This is a genomic window from Methylobacterium sp. WL6 (genome assembly GCF_008040095.1).
Classification (GTDB): Bacteria; Pseudomonadota; Alphaproteobacteria; order Rhizobiales; family Beijerinckiaceae; genus Methylobacterium.
The window spans coordinates 1-575 of record NZ_VRVH01000673.1 but is presented as its reverse complement, the minus strand read 5'-3'; the positions used below and the strand labels follow the sequence as shown (position 1 = coordinate 575).

Annotated in this window: 1 protein-coding gene; it reads right to left on the bottom strand. The window is 76.9% G+C overall.

Features of this window, described 5'->3' with window-relative positions; all coding sequences use genetic code 11:
* Positions 1-308 (bottom strand): heavy metal-associated domain-containing protein (locus FV230_RS29115; RefSeq protein WP_246695065.1); only part of this gene is annotated, 308 nt, incomplete at its 3' end.
* Positions 309-575 lie beyond the last annotated feature (267 nt).

Genomic DNA, 575 nt, shown 5'->3' with positions numbered 1-575 from the left:
ACCGTCACCCGCGCCCGCTCGGTGGCGAGGTTGACCGCGGCCGCGGAGACGCCGGGCACGGCCCGCAACGCCGCCTCCACCCGCCCGGCGCAGGACGCGCAGGTCATGCCCGTGACCGCGAGATCGACGGTCTCGGCCGCGACGTCGTAGCCGGCATCCGTCACCGCCTGCGCGAGGGCCGCGGTCGGCACCCCGGCCGCGACGGTGACGCTGGCGCGCTCGGTGGCGAGGTTCACGGAGGCGCTCGCGACGCCCGGCACCGCCCGCAACGCCGTCTCGATGCGGCCGGCGCAGGACGCGCAGGTCATGCCCGAGACGGGCAGGGCGACGGTGCGGGTGTCGGCCGGCGCGTGCGGCGCGGTCGCGGTCGGGGTGAGCGTGTCGGCGTCTGCGTTCAGCATGGAGCCGAGATGGGGCTTCCAACGGTGGGAAGGTCAAGGCCGGATGGTGAAGGCTGGAACGGCGCCGGATGCGGGGATCGGCTTTCAGCCGTCGGCGGTCAGGGGCGCGGCCGGCTCCGGTCGTCGCCGAGCCGCGGGCCTGCGCCGACGGCGGCAGCGAGCCAGGTTCGGCGC